Annotated in this window: 14 protein-coding genes and 1 riboswitch; of the genes, 12 read left to right on the forward strand and 2 right to left on the reverse strand. The window is 49.2% G+C overall.

Features of this window, described 5'->3' with window-relative positions:
• Positions 1 to 74: 74 nt before the first annotated feature.
• Complete coding sequence (locus tag MHI52_RS03955) at positions 75 to 2,009, reverse strand: amidase family protein (protein WP_405158508.1); 1,935 nt, start codon at positions 2,007 to 2,009, stop codon at positions 75 to 77.
• Between the two features lie 367 nt (positions 2,010 to 2,376).
• Between MHI52_RS03955 and MHI52_RS03960 the strand changes: the two genes are divergently transcribed.
• From MHI52_RS03960 to purF, 12 genes are all read left to right on the forward strand, one after another.
• Positions 2,377 to 4,506, forward strand: a complete 2,130-nt coding sequence (locus MHI52_RS03960; protein WP_405158509.1) for a DNA topoisomerase III — start codon at positions 2,377 to 2,379, stop codon at positions 4,504 to 4,506.
• Positions 4,507 to 4,580: 74 nt separating this feature from the next.
• A complete protein-coding gene (locus MHI52_RS03965) occupies positions 4,581 to 4,718 on the forward strand; it encodes a hypothetical protein (protein WP_017690703.1) in 138 nt (45 codons plus the stop codon).
• Between the two features lie 126 nt (positions 4,719 to 4,844).
• Positions 4,845 to 5,105: a DUF1294 domain-containing protein gene (locus tag MHI52_RS03970; protein WP_127551766.1), complete on the forward strand. Its 261-nt coding sequence runs from the start codon at positions 4,845 to 4,847 to the stop codon at positions 5,103 to 5,105.
• 225 nt (positions 5,106 to 5,330) lie between these two features.
• Positions 5,331 to 5,765: a universal stress protein gene (locus MHI52_RS03975; protein WP_047840488.1), complete on the forward strand. Its 435-nt coding sequence runs from the start codon at positions 5,331 to 5,333 to the stop codon at positions 5,763 to 5,765.
• A gap of 270 nt (positions 5,766 to 6,035) precedes the next feature.
• A riboswitch (purine riboswitch) is annotated at positions 6,036 to 6,137 on the forward strand.
• A 194-nt stretch (positions 6,138 to 6,331) separates the two neighbouring features.
• Positions 6,332 to 6,817 (forward strand): 5-(carboxyamino)imidazole ribonucleotide mutase, encoded by a 486-nt coding sequence (gene purE, locus MHI52_RS03980; protein WP_017690699.1) that lies wholly within the window; start codon positions 6,332 to 6,334, stop codon positions 6,815 to 6,817.
• Entirely contained in the window at positions 6,814 to 8,016 is a 1,203-nt protein-coding gene (gene purK, locus MHI52_RS03985) for a 5-(carboxyamino)imidazole ribonucleotide synthase (protein ID WP_127551764.1), read from the forward strand. The genes purE and purK overlap by 4 nt, the downstream gene beginning before the upstream one ends.
• The gene (gene purB / locus MHI52_RS03990; protein WP_036668399.1) at positions 8,013 to 9,311 is read left to right on the forward strand and encodes an adenylosuccinate lyase; all 1,299 of its coding nucleotides are present in this window, start codon (positions 8,013 to 8,015) and stop codon (positions 9,309 to 9,311) included. Before purK ends, purB begins: the two co-directional genes overlap by 4 nt.
• A 236-nt stretch (positions 9,312 to 9,547) precedes the next feature.
• Positions 9,548 to 10,420: a phosphoribosylaminoimidazolesuccinocarboxamide synthase gene (locus MHI52_RS03995; RefSeq protein ID WP_074093473.1), complete on the forward strand. Its 873-nt coding sequence runs from the start codon at positions 9,548 to 9,550 to the stop codon at positions 10,418 to 10,420.
• A 572-nt stretch (positions 10,421 to 10,992) separates the two neighbouring features.
• Complete coding sequence (gene purS, locus MHI52_RS04000; protein WP_017690695.1) at positions 10,993 to 11,238, forward strand: phosphoribosylformylglycinamidine synthase subunit PurS; 246 nt, start codon at positions 10,993 to 10,995, stop codon at positions 11,236 to 11,238.
• 4 nt (positions 11,239 to 11,242) lie between these two features.
• Positions 11,243 to 11,932 (forward strand): phosphoribosylformylglycinamidine synthase subunit PurQ, encoded by a 690-nt coding sequence (gene purQ, locus MHI52_RS04005; protein WP_036606071.1) that lies wholly within the window; start codon positions 11,243 to 11,245, stop codon positions 11,930 to 11,932.
• Positions 11,910 to 14,153 carry a phosphoribosylformylglycinamidine synthase subunit PurL gene (purL, locus tag MHI52_RS04010; protein ID WP_127551762.1) on the forward strand — a complete coding sequence of 748 codons (2,244 nt, stop codon included), beginning with the start codon at positions 11,910 to 11,912 and terminating at the stop codon, positions 14,151 to 14,153. Before purQ ends, purL begins: the two co-directional genes overlap by 23 nt.
• Positions 14,138 to 15,616, forward strand: a complete 1,479-nt coding sequence (gene purF / locus MHI52_RS04015) for an amidophosphoribosyltransferase (RefSeq protein WP_036606069.1) — start codon at positions 14,138 to 14,140, stop codon at positions 15,614 to 15,616. Before purL ends, purF begins: the two co-directional genes overlap by 16 nt.
• A gap of 449 nt (positions 15,617 to 16,065) precedes the next feature.
• Here the strand turns inward: purF and MHI52_RS04020 are convergent, their stop codons facing one another.
• Positions 16,066 to 16,224, reverse strand: coding sequence for a hypothetical protein (locus MHI52_RS04020; protein ID WP_405158510.1), 159 nt, complete (start codon positions 16,222 to 16,224; stop codon positions 16,066 to 16,068).
• Positions 16,225 to 16,297: the final 73 nt, after the last annotated feature.

Below are 16,297 nucleotides of genomic sequence, written 5' to 3' on the forward strand. Positions count from 1 at the left end.
AACTCGTTTCAAAAAAGTGATATGATTGCTTCTATTTTTTGTGTTAACCGGAATTGCTTAATCCCGTAAATATTTTACGGCGTAAGCTTAGGCGCTTGGCGGTGATGTGTACCTTGTTCGTAGCTGTAAGCCAGCTTGATCAAGGTTCCTTCATCAAAGGCGCGACCCAGGAATTCCATACCTACGGGCAAACCATCAGTTGTGAAACCGGCAGGTACAGTGATGGCCGGGAAGCCGGAGAATGGACTCAGACGGTTGTTACCACCGGAGTTTTGTCCTTCGCCAATAACACCAGCGGCTTGTGTGGACGTAGGATAGATGATGGCATCCAGATTATTATCTGCCATAACTTTCAGCAGGGACTCACGTGTAACTTGGGTACGTTTCAGGACGATGTCCTTGTATTCGGTAGTCTCCAACGTTTGGCGTGCATCCCGAGTCTTCATGGATTGCTCCTGAGATTTGTCGAACTCTCCGGAAGCGATGATCTCGGACAGACTGTGATATGGAGCGTCTGCACCCAATGAGTCCAGATAGTCATTCAGTTGGAACTTGAATTCATATCCGCTAAGGCTTGGGTATTTGTTGATCTCAGTCAAGTTCGGGATGGAAATGGGAACTGCGGTAGCGCCCAGTGTCTTCAGTTCTTCCACAGCGGTGTTGATGACGTCAGCAACGGCTTTTTCTTCAGCTTTGGTACTTGGGATGAGTTCTGCAGCCACACCGATGCGTGCACCTTTCAGTCCGTTTACATCCAGGAAGTCTGTATAGCTGGAAGGGATTTTTCCAACTGCGTAAGCTGTAGCGACATCTTTTTTATCATATCCGGCTGTAGCATCCAACATGATTGCAGCGTCACTAACCGTACGAGCCATAGGTCCACCTACATCCTGTGTCAAAGCCAATGGTATAATGCCTTCGCGGCTAGACAGTCCGATGGTTGGACGGATACCTACAAGGCTGTTAAAGCTGGATGGGATACGGATCGAACCGCCAGTGTCTGTACCCATACCGGCTGCGGCAAAGTTAGATGCAATGGCTGCACCTGTTCCACCGCTTGAGCCACCTGGATAATGGTCCAGGGCGTATGGGTTAAGCGTTTGTCCACCCAATGAGCTGGATGTCGTGATGCCAAATGCGAATTCATGCAGGTTTGTTTTGCCCAAAATAATGGCGCCAGCTGCTTTGAGTTTCTTCACTTGTTCAGCATCGTGAGCAGGGACCGAATCTTTCAGACAGATACAGCCTGCGGTTGTCGGCATGTCATTGGTATCAAAGTTATCTTTCACCAGAATCGGAACGCCATGCAGAGGCCCGCGAGCACCTTGAGCTGCACGTTCTTCATCCAGTTGCTCTGCAATTTGGAGTGCATCCGGGTTCAGGGTTAATACGGCGTTGATGCTTACACCTTGATCATCGTATTTTTCAATGCGGTCCAGATATTTTTGAACCAGTTCTTTTGATGTCAGTTTTCCTTGCGTCATTGCGGCCTGGAGATCCATAATGGTTGCTTCCTCCAAGACAAACGGTTTTATGTAGTTATAAATGCGGTCTTTCAGTATGGAGAGGTCATTCTCGGTAAGTACAGCGTTTGGAAGGAAGAGGGAATCGGTATAACCTTTCATTAGCCCAGTGGTATTCAATGCACCAACAGCACCTGCGAAAGTGGCTTCATCCGGGACATCCTTGAATGATTCGGTAGTCGAATCCAGCTTGAGCCATTGTTGCAAGGCGACCGCAGCATCTTTACGTTGTACGGTTGTGCCGGAGAGCTTGTCCATGGTAAAAGGGACACCTGCAAGTGTAGCCGCTTCTTCCATAGCCTGAACAAATGCTGCCGGAGTAGCAGGCGCTTTTCCTTTGGATACAGCTGCTACTGTTGTTTTACTCGTAGGCGTTGCCGTTGCGGCTGATGCCGAAGGTACCGTTTCTCCCCATGTTGTGGCAACAACAGCACCTGCCAGTAACAAAGCCCCGCTTTTTTTCAATACAGATCCATGATAAGTCATGCATCCACGCTCCCTTCCTGTGTCTCATTGATGTGTGTAGCGATTCTGTTTCTATGCTTTTGACACATTGTATAGTTATGTCAGGTAATCTTACAAGGTTTATATTTATCCAAAAAAACGTATACATCAATACTTTACAGTGTTAATACTTATTCATGCTTCTGTTTACATGTACTCAGAAAAACTATTACATATTATAATGTAAAGAAATATAACACAAACTCGATATGTTGATTAAACATGAGGTTACAGGATGCAAGTAGTTAGGAAGTAGAGATGACAGAGCATACCTTTAGTGTGAAATGATATAATGAAAAGATAGGGATAAAAGAGACATAACGTTCTACCAGAGAGGAAGAGATATGAAGTGAAGACATTGGTACTCGCAGAAAAACCATCTGTAGCACGCGAAATAGCCAGAGTTATGGGTGCGCGTGATAAACATAAAAGTTATATGGAAGGCCCGAAATATATCGTTACCTGGGCGCTTGGACATCTGGTGGGATTAGCTGAACCCGAGGATTACGACAAAAAGTATGCCACATGGAATCTGGAGGACCTGCCCATTCTGCCAGATCGTACGAAACTGAAGGTACTTAAAGAGACCAACCATCAATATAAAGCCGTGCAGCAGCTGATGAAACGTCAGGATGTGGGTGAGCTTGTCATTGCGACGGATGCAGCACGTGAGGGAGAATTGCTGGCACGTTGGATCATGCAGATGGCAGGGTGGAAAAAACCTTTTAAACGCCTGTGGATTTCATCCCAGACAGATAAGGCGATCAAAGACGGATTTGCTTCGCTGAAGCCAGGCAGTCAGTTCGACCGCCTCTATGAATCTGCACGTTGCCGGGCGGAAGCTGACTGGATGATCGGACTTAACGTGACCCGTGCGCTAACCGTTCGTTTTAATGCTCAGTTGTCTGCTGGACGGGTACAAACCCCGACCTTGGGCATGATTATGGACAGGGAAAATGAAATTAACGGTTTCCGCTCGCAGGAGTATGAGACGTTAACGGCAGACATGGGAGGTTTTCAGGCTGTCTGGCGGGCAGCTGGGGGAGATTCGCGAATCTTTGACCCTCAGGAAACACAAGAATTGAAGAAACGGGTAGACGGACGCAAGGGCACGATTGCCCAAGTGAAGAAAAGCGAGAAAGTAGAGCCACATCCACTGGCATATGATCTGACGGAACTGCAACGGGATGCCAACCGGAAATATGGTTTCTCTGCAAAGCAAACATCAAATGTCCTGCAACGTCTGTATGAACAGCACAAGCTTGTGACGTATCCGCGTACGGACAGCCGGTACCTGACTTCCGACATGACAGCTACGTTGAAAGAACGGTTGGACAGTGTAGCCATTGGACCTTATGCGTCTTTGGCACGTCCTTTACTGCGCAAAAATCTGAATATCACCAAACGGATTGTGGATGACAGCAAAGTTACGGATCACCATGCGATTATCCCAACGGAGCAGACGGTGCTTTTGAATCAATTGAATCCAGAGGAACGCAAACTGTACGATCTGATCGTACGTCGTTTTATCAGCCTGTTCTATCCGGCAGCGAAGTACGATTCGGTTGCAATCACGGTTCAGGTGGGGAATGACTCCTTCCATGTCAAAGGAACAACGGTGAAAGAAAGTGGATGGCGTGAAGTATATGGCGGTGATTACAGCGATGATGACGATGACCGGGCTGACGATGCAGCAGACCATGAGCGTGCGCTTTTGCCAGATGTACAGCAAGGACAGTCCGTGACGGTTCAGCGTTGCCATATTAAAAGTGGACGGACGATGCCGCCCAAACGGTATACCGAAGCTGCTTTGCTTTCCCAGATGGAAAAGCATGGACTCGGCACTCCAGCTACACGTGCGGATATTATCGAGAAGCTGGTCAGTTCCGATACAATAGATCGTCAAGGCAACAGCATGCATCCAACCGGTAAAGGGAAACAGTTGATTGAACTGGCTGCCCCGCAGCTTCGTTCACCGGATCTGACTGCCCGCTGGGAAGCTGAACTGGAACGCATCGCTCGTGGGCAAGGGAAACCGGGGCCGTTTCTGGATAGTATCCGATCCATGGCAAAAGAGTTGGTGTCTACGGTAAAAGGCAGCAAAGCAGAGTACAAGCCGCATAATGTGTCCAATAGCCATTGTCCGGACTGTAATGCACGTTTGCTGGAGAAGAAGGGCAAGCGCGGCAAGTTTCTTGTATGTCCTACCGAGGACTGCGGGTATCGTCGTTCGGCAGAAAAGAGACTCTCCAATCGTCGTTGTGCGCAGTGCCACAAAAAGATGGAAATCAAAGAAGGTAAGGCGGGGTTATACGTACAATGTCTACCTTGTGGTATTACAGAAACGTTGGATAAGGACAAACAGCATGTGAACAAACGCGATCAGCAAAAGCTGGTGAAACAATATGCGAAGCAGGAGTCCATTGGGTCTAACCTTGGAGATCTGCTGAAGGCGGCTATGGAGAAAAAGGGAGAGTAACACGCTTGAGGGTAGTTGAAGTCGTATAAGATCCTCCGTTTTCAGGCAACGTAAGCCAAGGAGGTGATACCTACATGCCGCATAACAAACCAGAGAAAATTCATAACCAGCAAAACAAAGACAGTATTCGGGAAGAGAGTATCGCTGTGCGCCCGGACAAAGCAGCCAAAAGAGCACCAAGCCTGAACGGTATTCCAAAGCAGGAGTCCTAGGTTAGAGCGAGGTTAGCGTTATTACACAAAATTGCGGTTCCCTATCCGGTGCGTTGAACATGTCTCTGATGAGGACTATAATGGAGACAGGGAGATGTCCCGGGACAGGGGGATCGCTAGAATTATATGCAAACCGGACTTATATTGTGGTTTTTATTTATTAATGTAGTTGGTTATCTGGTGATGTCGGATGATAAGAGGCGTGCACAACAGCGTCGTGACCGTACACCCGAACGGACGTTATTCTTATTAGCATTTATAGGCGGTGCTTTGGGAGTCTGGATCGCGATGTATCGGAAAAGGCATAAGACTAAACATCCCAGCTTCACCATTGGCATTCCATTGTTGTTATTCTTGAATGCGGTAATCTATGGTTACTTTATTTAATGAACACATGGAACACATGCGTAACCATTCGAACAAGACTTACGCTGAAGTGAAAGGTGTATCATTCATTCGTCTGATATGTAAATTCATTCGTATAAATGGTTCATTGTGGCTCTGGAACGTTTAAGGAGTTACATGGTTCTGTTATTTAACTGTTAGTTTATTACATGTCAGACCGAAGCTTGCTTCGCGTGCTCTACATATAAAGGAAGGGACGGGATTCACATGTTATTTTCCAAAATATTAGTGGCTTATGATGGTTCCAAAGCTTCAAATAAAGCACTTGATCGTGCGATTGAGCTAGCTAAAGTGTCCCCAAATGCAGTACTGGATGTCATTCATGCTTTTGATTTCCCGCGTGTATTCATCGGTGAGGGGTTGGCTCCACTGCCACCTTCACTTAATAATGACTACTACAATCTGGCTGTGCAGACAACAGATGAAGCGAAAGAACGAATTCAGGCTGCGGGTGTAACGGCCAATGTGGATCTGATTCAAGGAGCGGCAGCGGAAGTGTTGCTTGATTTTGCCAAAGAAAATGATTCTGATATCATTATTATTGGTAGCCGCGGACTGGGTGGTATTCGGGAATTTGTCCTGGGTAGTGTCAGTCACAATGTGGTTCAGCATGCGCAGGTTCCAGTACTGATCGTAAAATAATGGATGAAGTGTGTACGCACTGAAAAGCAGGAAGCCGGTTGTCTTCGAGAGATTGAAGAGGAGCCGGCTTTCTTTTATGGGATGAAATGGATGGTTAAGCGAATTTAAAGAAGCAATTCCCGAACATTATATTTGTCAATATGTTAAATGTTCGTCTTTAAGTTGACATTAGCTGTAGGGGATTGTTAGAATGTTAGATGTGTCGATCAGGTAAGAATAAGGTCGAGTAGGAACGAAATGTGTAATAAGAGATTACAAAAATGAACGAAGATAGTTTGATAGATATTTGCTCGTATAACGCCGGGAATAGGGCCCGGAAGTATCTACCCGGGAACCGTAAATTTCCGGACTACGAGGAGATACGGCTGAGAGTCGCATGAAACCAGATGCGGACAGCAAGCCCCCTTTTGGCATGCCCAAATGAGGGATACGTATTTCTTGGAGTCCGGTGTCCGGAGAAAATGTGATGTTTTCGCGGGTAGCGGATTTTTTCATTTCACACGTAATAAGAGTTCCTTAATAGTCAGATGTAATCAAAAAAGCGCAGACGGGAGTTGGATGTATTCATGTCACTGCAAGTCGCTGTAATTATGGGCAGCAAGTCGGATTGGGAAACGATGAAGCATGCGTGCGAGGTGCTGGACGAACTGGAGATTGGGTATGAGAAAAAGGTGGTCTCCGCCCATCGTACACCGGATCTGATGTTTGAATACGCAGAGCAGGCGATTGATCGAGGATTTAAGGTGATCATTGCAGGGGCAGGCGGGGCAGCACATCTACCCGGTATGGTTGCCGCCAAAACGATGCTTCCAGTCATTGGCGTACCGGTTCAATCCAAAGCATTGAACGGTCTCGATTCCTTGTTGTCCATTGTTCAGATGCCTGGTGGTATTCCCGTCGCAACTGTGGCGATTGGCAAGGCAGGGGCAACCAATGCAGGATTGCTGGCAGCTCAAATGATCGGTGCTTTTGACCCGGATGTCCAACGTCGCTCTGAAGCTCGCCGAGAGCGCATCAAACAAGAAGTACTCGAAAGTAGTGAAGAACTATGAATAGAGCAGGGAACCAATCCGGTATAGCAGGAGAGCTAAAAAAAGTCCTGCTGCCCGGGAAAACAACCATCGGCATTCTTGGAGGCGGACAGCTCGGACGGATGATGACGCTCGCAGGAACGGCAATGGGGTATCGATTCGTTACTCTTGATCCCGCTACGGATGCACCTTGTGGTCAAGTTGCTCGTCAGATTGAAGCTGGTTATGGCGATGCCAAAGCTGCACTTGAACTGGCTCGGCAATGCGATGTCATTACGTATGAATTCGAAAATGTGGATGCAGAAGTCGCTGGGCTGCTCGAGCGTGAGTCTTACGTTCCACAAGGAAGTGCGTTACTGTACACCACACAACATCGGTTGCGTGAAAAACGTGCGATCGAAGCTGCTGGAGTAAGAGTCGCGCCTTATCGTGAGATCACAAGTGCGGATACAATGCTTGCTGCTGTTAGCGAACTTGGAGTGCCGTGTGTACTGAAGACGGTGACTGGAGGCTACGATGGCAAAGGTCAACGGGTCATCCGGGAAGCAAGTCAGGCTGTTACGGCATACGAAGAACTTGCGGCTACTGGTGCGGAACTGGTGTTGGAACAATTCATCAAGTTTGAATGCGAGATATCGGTCGTTGTAGCGCGTAGTACAAATGGGGAGATCAAAACGTTCCCGCCAGCGGAGAACATTCATGTGAATAACATTTTGCATGCTTCAATTGTACCGGCTAGAGTTGCCGCAGACATCCAGATTGAAGCGCAAAAGCTGGCAGCAGCGGTTGCAGAATCGATGAAGGCTGTTGGGTTGCTGGCTGTGGAACTGTTTGTAGCGGCGGATGGAAGACTGTACGTCAACGAACTGGCACCAAGACCACATAATTCCGGTCACTATACGATGGAAGCTTGTGCGACTTCTCAGTTCGAACAACATATCCGTGCGATCTGCGGATTACCACTTGGGGACACTTCGTTATTGAGTCCGGTTGTTATGGTCAATGTGCTTGGAGAACATCTGGAAGGCATTATCGCCAGAACAGGGCAACCTGATGCAGAAGCGATAGAACTCGGTGTGATTTCCAAGCTTCATATATATGGTAAAACCGAAGCGAAAACAGGACGGAAGATGGGGCATGTGAATCTGCTCTGTCAGGATGTTGAAGAAGGATTGCAATGGATTGAACAAACTAATCTCTGGAGGAATACAAATTCATGATTGAACGTTATAGCAGACCCGAAATGAGAGCCATCTGGACCGAAGAGAACAAATTCCAATCGTGGCTGGAAGTTGAAATTTGTGCATGTGAGGCGTGGGCCGAACTGGGTGTTATCCCTAAGGAAGAAGCAGCATTGCTTCGTCAGAACGCATCTTTTGACATCGATCGCATCTATGAGATTGAAAAAGAAACACGTCATGACGTTATCGCATTTACACGTACGGTATCTGAAAGTCTGGGTGCGGAGCGGAAATGGGTGCACTACGGACTGACTTCCACGGATGTCGTAGATACGGCTCTAGGTTATGTATTGCGTCAAGCGAATGAGATTCTGGAAAAGGATATCGTGAATTTCATTGAAATTCTTCGTGAAAAAGCATTGGCTTATCAGCACACACCAATGATGGGACGTACGCACGGTGTGCATGCGGAGCCAACGACATTTGGACTGAAAATGGCATTGTGGCATGAAGAGATGAAACGGAACCTGGAGCGTTTCCGCCATGCAGCAGACAATGTACAATACGGCAAAATCTCAGGCGCAGTAGGAACGTACGCGAACATCGATCCGTTTGTTGAAGAGTTTGTCTGCGAGAAGCTGGGCACGAAGCCTGCGCCGATCTCAACTCAAACATTGCAACGTGACCGTCACGCAGAATATATGGCTACACTGGCGTTGATCGCAACGTCCCTGGACAAGTTCGCTACAGAGGTACGTGCACTGCAGAAGAGTGAATTCCGTGAAGTGGAAGAAGCTTTTGCAAAAGGTCAAAAAGGATCTTCCGCGATGCCGCACAAGCGTAACCCGATCGGTAGTGAAAACATCTCCGGTCTGTCCCGCGTCATTCGCGGACATATGGTATCGGCATACGAGAACGTAACACTTTGGCATGAACGCGACATCTCACATTCTTCCGTAGAACGTATCATTCTGCCGGATGCAACGATGCTGCTGAACTACATGCTGAACCGTTTTGGTAACATCGTGAAGAACCTGACGGTATTCCCTGAGAACATGAAACGTAACATGGAGCGCACCTACGGGGTACCATTCTCCGGTCGTATCATGACAAAGCTGATCGACAAAGGCTTCAGCCGCGAGCAAGCGTACGATACCGTTCAACCACGTGCGATGCAAGCATGGGAAGAACAACGCCAGTTCCAGGATATCGTGAAATCCACACCGGAAATTACGGAAGTGCTGAACGAAGAAGAAATCGCAGATGCTTTCAACCCGTCATGGCACCTGAAGCACGTTGACACCATCTTCAAAAAGCTCGGCTTGAACGACTAATATATAAGTCCCATAAGGCTATAGCGCAGAATGATGGTTCAGCAGAGAACGCAGAGGACAGAAATAAGCTGAAGAAGCAAAGCGTTCGCCTTTATCCCCGGATTTTCACTTTGCAAAAGTGGAATCAAAAAATCTGGGGATAACAGCGATCGGAAGGTTGTTCTGCATTCGGAGTGGCCCCGCGTGAAGAGGGGAATTGGACGTATACTTTACATCTCCTGAAAGAAGGTGAGCCCATGGCACTGTCCACTGCGGCAGATCTCGTTAAAGCACCTCTGTTATATAAAGGAAAAGTACGTGAATTGTACGATCTGGGTGAACATTTTCTGATCGTGGTTACGGACCGTATATCGGCATTTGATTACGTGCTGGACCCGGCGGTTCCCGAGAAAGGAAACGTACTGAATAAACTCAGCAGCTTTTGGTTCGAACTGACGGGTGACATGATGGAGAATCACGTCGTTCATACCGATGTGAATCAACTGGGTGATCTCATCACAGACCCTGAATTGCTTAAAGACCGCATCATGGTAACCCGCAAAGCAGAACGCATTGATATTGAATGTGTCGTGCGTGGATACATCACGGGTGGGGGATGGAGACAATACGAGACGAGTGGTGAAGTGAATGGCATTAAACTGCCTGATGGACTTCGCAAAAACGCCAAGCTCGAAGTTCCCATTTTCACCCCGGCAGCCAAAAACGATGTTGGTCACGATGAGGACATCCCAATGGATCGCATGAAAGAACTGGTGGGAGACGCACTCGCAGTTGAGCTTCAGGAAAAAAGCTTGCGCCTGTACGAATTCGCCCGTGATTACTGTGATCAGCGTGGCATCATTCTGGCAGATTGCAAATTCGAGTTCGGCATCGTGGATGGCAAGGTCATCCTGATTGACGAAATCTTCACCCCAGATGCTTCACGCTTCTGGGCCAAAGAGAATTATGAACTCGACATCGAGATCGACAGCATGGATAAAGAGCCAGTGCGCACCTATCTCGCCGGAACCGATTGGGACAAGAACAGCAAACCTGATCCACTTCCACAAGAGGTAGTAGAGACAACAACCGCAAGATACGTCGATATTTATAACCGTTTAACGAAATAATAACGTTTAACGTTTGAGCGAGAGGCTATGGGAAAGTTTGGCTTTCGATCGCTGTTGCCCCCGGAATGTTTTGATTGGAATCCTTTTTTCAAAAGGAAACATTCCGGTTGCAAAGGCGAGCACTTCGTTTCTCTAGCTCAAATCTTTCCCTCCGCCAGTGTTCAAACTGGTGGGTGAGGCAATTAAGAGCGGTGGCTTCCCACAGGTAGGGGAAGCCTGAAAAATTAAGAGAATTAAATTCACTAATTACTAAAGTAACTTAAAGACCATTCGCCATTCACTGTTTTGAAGGAATGGTCAGGCTAGACCATTACACACCGTGCAACGTAAAAGGTTTAGGCCTTTAAAAAACGTCGCATGGACTAGCGGAGGGGCGGAATTGTTCTTAAAGGAGCGATAGCGTTCGCCTTTGTCCCCGGGTTTTGACCGCACAGCGGGCCAAAACAATCAAAAAACCTGGGGACAACAAGCGACCGGAAAGAACAATCCGCCCCGGAGCAAGCTCCCAAGCCCCACCTTTTAACAGCGTAAAGCATTTATCCCGTTCATTACTGAGGAGGAACATAAGGATCATGATCAAAGCAACCGTATATGTCACTATTAAGCAAAGCGTACTCGACCCGCAAGGCGTAGCTGTTCAAGGAGCCCTGCATTCTATGGGATTCAACGAAGTGGAAAGTGTACGGATCGGTAAAGTCATGGAATTGAACCTGGATACAACAGATCGTGCGGAAGCGGAGAAACGATTGAAAGTCATGTGTGAAAAGTTGCTGGCCAACACCGTTGTTGAAGATTACCGCTACGAATTGGAGGGTTAATCTCATGAAATTTGCAGTTCTTGTGTTCCCTGGCTCCAACTGCGACATCGACTGTTATAAGGCAGTGGAAGATGCCATTGGGCAAGAGGTTGATTATGTATGGCACACGGCTACAGATCTTTCGGCTTATGATTGTATTTTAGTTCCGGGTGGTTTCTCTTATGGTGACTACTTGCGTTGCGGAGCGATTTCCCGCTTTGCACCGGTAATGAACGAGGTAGCGAAGGCTGCTGAACAAGGTAAATATATTCTTGGTATTTGCAACGGATTCCAGATCCTGACGGAAGCGGGATTGCTTCCAGGTGCATTGATCCGTAACACTTCCCTGAAATTCCGTTGTCACGATACGGTATTGAAAGTGGCGAACGCAGATACACCATTTACACGTGACTATGCACCGGGCGAAGAGATTATCATCCCGATTGCTCACGGTGAAGGAAACTATTATTGCGACGAGGAGACGCTTGCGAGTCTGCAAGCGAACAACCAGATCGTATTTACGTACGGGACCAACCCGAACGGTTCCCTGGGTGATATTGCAGGAGTCTGTAACGAGGCTGGAAACGTGGTCGGCATGATGCCGCATCCAGAGCGTGCAGTGGATTCACTGTTTGGTTCGGAAGACGGCAAACGTATGTTTACATCTATTTTGAAAGCATGGAGGGATCGGCATGACGCAGCAGCTATCCGCTAAGGAACCAACAGCAGAACAGGTCGCAGAACATAAACTTTACGCACAAATGGGCGTATCTGACAGCGAGTATAAGCTGATCTGTGAGTTCATGGGGCGCAAGCCAAACTACACGGAAATTGGTGTGTTCAGTGTAATGTGGTCCGAGCATTGTGCTTATAAAAACTCCAAGCCATTGCTGCGCCGTTTCCCAACGACTGGACCACGTGTCCTGATGGGACCTGGTGAAGGTGCCGGTATCGTGGATATCGGTGATAATCAGGCCGTTGTATTCAAAATTGAAAGCCATAACCATCCTTCCGCAGTTGAGCCTTATCAAGGTGCGGCAACAGGTGTGGGCGGTATTATCCGTGATATTTTCTCCATGGGTGCAAGACCGGTAGCCATACTGAACTCCCTTCGTTTCGGTAAGCTGGAGAGTGATCGCGTTAAATATTTGTTCGAACATGTGGTAGCGGGTATTGCTGGATACGGTAACTGTATCGGTATTCCTACCGTTGGTGGCGAAGTGATGTTTGATGAGAGCTATGAAGGCAATCCGCTGGTTAACGCGATGTGTGTGGGTCTGATTGATCATGACAAGATTCAGCGCGGCGTAGCTAAAGGTGTAGGAAACCCCGTGTATTATGTTGGGCCACCAACAGGGCGGGATGGTATTCATGGAGCAACCTTTGCATCGGTTGAATTGACGGAAGAATCCGAGTCACAACGGACAGCTGTTCAGGTTGGTGATCCATTTATGGAGAAACTGGTGATGGAATCCTGTCTGGAATTGATCGACACGGGCATCGTGCTCGGAATTCAGGATATGGGTGCTGCGGGTCTGACATGTTCGAGTGCAGAGATGGCAAGTAAAGCGGGTAACGGTCTGGAACTGTATCTGGATCAGGTGCCACAGCGTGAAGAAGGCATGACGCCTTACGAGATGATGTTGTCAGAGTCCCAGGAACGGATGTTGTTCGTTGTTGAGCCGAAGGATGAGGCGCAGGCGATGGAAATCTTTGAACGTTGGGGCGTAATCTGTGCCAAAGTTGGTAAAGTAACAGATGATGGTCGTCTGAAATTGATCCACCACGGCGAAGTGGTCGGAGATATGCCGGTAACGGCTTTGGTTGACGAATGTCCAGTGTATGACAAACCTTCTTCTGTACCTGCCTACTACGAGCAAAGTGCTTCCATCGACACGCTTCGTTATGACGAAGTGTCGGATCTCGGCGGAGCACTGAAACAAGTGCTGGCATCACCAACAGTAGCAAGTAAAAAATGGATTTATGATCAATATGACTACATGGTGCGTACAAGCACTGCCGTTCGCCCGGGTTCGGATGCGGCTGTAGTTACGATTCGTGGCACACGCAAAGGTCTCGCAATGACAACGGACTGTAATGGACGTTATGTGTACCTTGATCCTGAAGTTGGCGGACGGATTGCCGTAAGTGAAGCAGCGCGTAACATTGTATGTTCCGGTGCTGAGCCGCTGGCGATTACGGACAACCTGAACTTCGGTAATCCGGAGAAACCGGATATTTTCTGGCAAATGGAAAAAGCGGTAGACGGTATGGCGGAAGCTTGTCGTGTGCTGGATACACCGGTCATCGGTGGTAACGTAAGTCTGTATAACGAAAACGCCAAAGGCTCCATCTATCCAACGCCAGTTGTCGGTATGGTAGGTCTCGTTCATGACACGGATCATATCACGACGCAAGCATTCAAATCCGAAGGTGATGTTATCATCCTCCTCGGTGAAACAAAAGCTGAACTGGGTGGCAGCGAGCTGCAATACGCGGTTCATGGTCAGACGGAAGGTCGTCCACCAGAACTGAACTTGCAAACGGAAAAAGCGCTGCTCAGCACGGTGCTGGAAGCGATCCAATCCGGACTCGTTCGCTCTGCACATGACTTGTCTGAAGGTGGCTTGGCTGTAGCACTCGCAGAGTCTTGTATCAGTGGTAACGTAGGAGCACAGGTGAATGTGGAGACTGCACTTCGTGCAGATCACGCCCTGTTCAGTGAGAGCCAATCCCGTATCTTGTTGTCGGCTACGCCAGAGCAAGCGGGTAAACTTGAAGCATTTGTACGTGAGCGCGGTGTACCTGTTGCTGTGATTGGACGTGTAGAAGGAAGTAACCTGACGATTGAATTGAACGGAACATCAGCCGTGAGCGAACCTGTAGGAGGTTTGGCTCAGGTCTGGGAGGATGCGATTCCATGTCTCATGAACTGACGACAGGACCGTTGTGGACAGGCGATTATTATAATGAAGGGTCCGGCAAGGAAGGACTCGACAAATTGAAAGAAGAATGCGGTGTGTTCGGGGTGTTCAGACACCCTGACGCGGCTTCGCTCTCCTATTATGGACTGCATGCGCTGCAACATCGGGGCGAAGAAAGTGCAGGCATGTGTGTGAGTGATGGCAGCCAGTTTAACTATCATCGCGGCATGGGTCTGGTGAAGGAAGTATTCACCAAAGACCTGATGCAGACGCTGACCGGGGATATTTCCATTGGACATGTCCGGTATTCCACAAGTGGTGACAGTAAACTGACAAACGCACAGCCATTGGTATTCAAATACCGTGATGGCGATTTGGCGGTAGCGACCAACGGGAACATTGTGAATGCACCAACGATCCGGCGCGAGCTGGAGCAGAGCGGGTCCATTTTCCAAACAACAAGTGATACCGAGGTCATTGCGCATCTAATTGCACGATCCTCCAAAGGGCTTGTGGAAGCGGCAAAAGAGGCGTTCCAGCGCATTGTGGGTGGTTATGCATTTCTGATCATGACCAATGACAAACTGCTCGTGGCTTCCGATCCGCACGGACTTCGTCCGCTGACGATGGGTAAGCTGGGAGATGCGTATCTGTTTGCATCCGAGACGTGTGCACTGGAAACAATTGGCGCAGAGTTAATACGTGACATTGAACCGGGTGAACTACTTGTGTTGGATGCAGATGGTCTACATGAGGATCGCTTTGATCATCACAAACACCGCAAGGCATTATGCGCGATGGAATATATTTATTTTGCTCGTCCGGATAGTGATATGAATGGTACGAACCAACATGCTGCGCGTAAACGGATGGGAAGCCGGATGGCGATTGAGTCGTTTGTGGATGCGGACTTGGTTACGGGGGTACCAGATTCCAGCATCTCGGCGGCCATTGGATATGCTGAACAGACAGGTATTCCGTATGAGATGGGTATGATCAAGAATAAATACACTGGACGTACGTTTATCCAGCCAAGCCAGGAATTGCGGGAGCAGGGCGTGAAGATGAAGCTGAGCGCTGTGCGTCGTGTTGTGGAAGGCAAACGTGTGGTTATGATTGACGACTCCATCGTACGGGGAACAACTTCCCGACGGATCGTGAACATGCTGCGTGATGCAGGAGCAACGGAAGTACATGTACGGATTACATCACCACCTTTTAAAAACCCGTGTTTCTACGGTATTGATACGCCTGACAGCCGTGAATTAATTGCTTCACAGTTGTCGGTGGAAGAAATTTGCCGTGAAATTAATGCTGACTCCCTAGAGTTCCTCAGTCCGGATGGACTGATTGCATCGATTCAGGGAGATAATCAGGATGATCCGAAGGGCGGACTATGTCTCGCATGTTTTGATCATGATTACCCAACCCGCCTCGATTTTGGCGGCGAGGAAAAATTCGGTTGCAGCTGTTAGCCCTTAAGCCCCGCCTTGCGGAGCAACAGGGGCTAGGCAGCCAGGCGAAGCAGCTGCCCCGGGCCAAGCCCGCGCCCTTAAGCCCCGCCTTGCGGAGCAACAGGGGCCAGGCAGCCAGGCGAAGCAGCTGCCCCCGGGCCAAGCCCGCGCCCTTAAGCCCCGCTTTGCGGAGCAACAGGGGCTAGGCAGCCAGGCGAAGCAGCTGCCCCCGGGCCAAGCCCGCGCCCTCAAGCCCCGCCTTGCGGAGCAATAGGGGCCAGGCAGCCGAGCGAAGCAGCTGCCCCGGGCCAAGCCCGCGCCCTTAAGCCCCGCCTTGCGGAGCAACAGGGGCTAGGCAGCCAGGCGAAGCAGCTGCCCCGGGCCAAGCCCGCGCCCTTAAGCCCCGCCTTGCGGAGCAACAGGGGCTAGGCAGCCAGGCGAAGCAGCTGCCCCGGGCCAAGCCCGCGCCCTCAAGCCCCGCTTTGCGGAGCAACAGGGGCCAGGCAGCCGAGCGAAGCAGCTGCCCAGCGGGCTTGCCCGCAGCGTAGCTGAGCGGGGTTCGCTGACCGATGGCTTGCAGCCAACGGAATCGGCGAACAATCCCGCGAGATCACGCACGAATCAACCATAGCAAGATCACACCAGCCACCTCTGCACCGCTTTTTTTGGCGGGTGTCCAGAGGGCCTGCCAAGGTCCTATGG

This window comes from Paenibacillus sp. FSL H8-0283 (assembly GCF_045040675.1).
GTDB classification, from domain to species: domain Bacteria; phylum Bacillota; class Bacilli; order Paenibacillales; family Paenibacillaceae; genus Paenibacillus; species Paenibacillus amylolyticus.

Coding starts and splice junctions, on each gene's coding strand:
- purL (WP_127551762.1), top strand. CDS start 11,910: ATGACGCAGCAGCTATCCGCTAAGGAACCAACAGCAGAACAGGTCGCA.
- MHI52_RS03970 (WP_127551766.1), top strand. CDS start 4,845: ATGCAAACCGGACTTATATTGTGGTTTTTATTTATTAATGTAGTTGGT.
- MHI52_RS03975 (WP_047840488.1), top strand. CDS start 5,331: ATGTTATTTTCCAAAATATTAGTGGCTTATGATGGTTCCAAAGCTTCA.
- purS (WP_017690695.1), top strand. CDS start 10,993: ATGATCAAAGCAACCGTATATGTCACTATTAAGCAAAGCGTACTCGAC.
- MHI52_RS03965 (WP_017690703.1), top strand. CDS start 4,581: ATGCCGCATAACAAACCAGAGAAAATTCATAACCAGCAAAACAAAGAC.
- purK (WP_127551764.1), top strand. CDS start 6,814: ATGAATAGAGCAGGGAACCAATCCGGTATAGCAGGAGAGCTAAAAAAA.
- purE (WP_017690699.1), top strand. CDS start 6,332: ATGTCACTGCAAGTCGCTGTAATTATGGGCAGCAAGTCGGATTGGGAA.
- MHI52_RS04020 (WP_405158510.1), bottom strand. CDS start 16,224: ATGGTTGATTCGTGCGTGATCTCGCGGGATTGTTCGCCGATTCCGTTG.
- purF (WP_036606069.1), top strand. CDS start 14,138: ATGTCTCATGAACTGACGACAGGACCGTTGTGGACAGGCGATTATTAT.
- purB (WP_036668399.1), top strand. CDS start 8,013: ATGATTGAACGTTATAGCAGACCCGAAATGAGAGCCATCTGGACCGAA.
- MHI52_RS03955 (WP_405158508.1), bottom strand. CDS start 2,009: ATGACTTATCATGGATCTGTATTGAAAAAAAGCGGGGCTTTGTTACTG.
- purQ (WP_036606071.1), top strand. CDS start 11,243: ATGAAATTTGCAGTTCTTGTGTTCCCTGGCTCCAACTGCGACATCGAC.
- MHI52_RS03995 (WP_074093473.1), top strand. CDS start 9,548: ATGGCACTGTCCACTGCGGCAGATCTCGTTAAAGCACCTCTGTTATAT.